Below are 682 nucleotides of genomic sequence, written 5' to 3'. Positions count from 1 at the left end.
CCATCATATCGCCCCCTTCAGCTTTCGTCGCTGGCCCGTACGGTCAGCCATGACGGCGCAGTTCGTGGAAGAAGTCGTCGATGACGTGCAGGTGGCCGGAGCGGCTCACCTCGTCGTGGACGTACTTGCCGACGGCGAGGTCGAGCACCCCGAGGCCGAAGGGTGAGAAGACCACCGTCCGGTCCGTGGGCACGCGCACGCGTCCGGCGAGTACGTCGTCCAGGGTGCCGGCGAGGAAGGCGCGGTTGCCGGTGCGTTGTTCGGCCAGGTGCGGCGAGGTGTCGGCCTGGAGGCAGTGCTCGACATCGTCCACGATGTTGACCGCGTCGAGGATGATCTCGGGCGCGAGGTCGCGCAGCGAGATGTGCAGCACCAGCGGGTGGTGGTCGAACCAGGACGCGTCGTTGACGTGGGGCCTGCCGGCGGTGGTGGCGAAGACGACCAGGTCGCTGGAGCGGATCAGGGCCTCGGCGCTGTCGTGCACGGTGACCGGGCCCGTGGCGTTCGACTGTTCCAGGTAGGTGCGGAAGCCGGCCGCGCTGTCGGCGGCCAGGTCGTGCACGCCGGTCTGCTCGAACGTCCAGCCGGTGGCGGCCAGGAAGGTGTGGATGTAGCGGGCGATCAGCCCCGTGCCGAGGAAGCCGACGCGGGTCGGTCGGGGCCGCCCACGGCTGAGTCGGGC

Annotated in this window: 1 pseudogene; it reads right to left on the bottom strand. The window is 69.9% G+C overall.

What is annotated here, in order from left to right:
- Positions 1-43 precede the first annotated feature (43 nt).
- Positions 44-682: pseudogene (locus KUM32_RS39550) on the bottom strand (2,3-diaminopropionate biosynthesis protein SbnB); the annotation flags it as partial.

The sequence above is a fragment of the Streptomyces sp. AC627_RSS907 genome (assembly GCF_019049165.1).
Note: the sequence above shows the minus strand (reverse complement) of the source record. Positions and strands in the feature narration are given on the sequence as shown.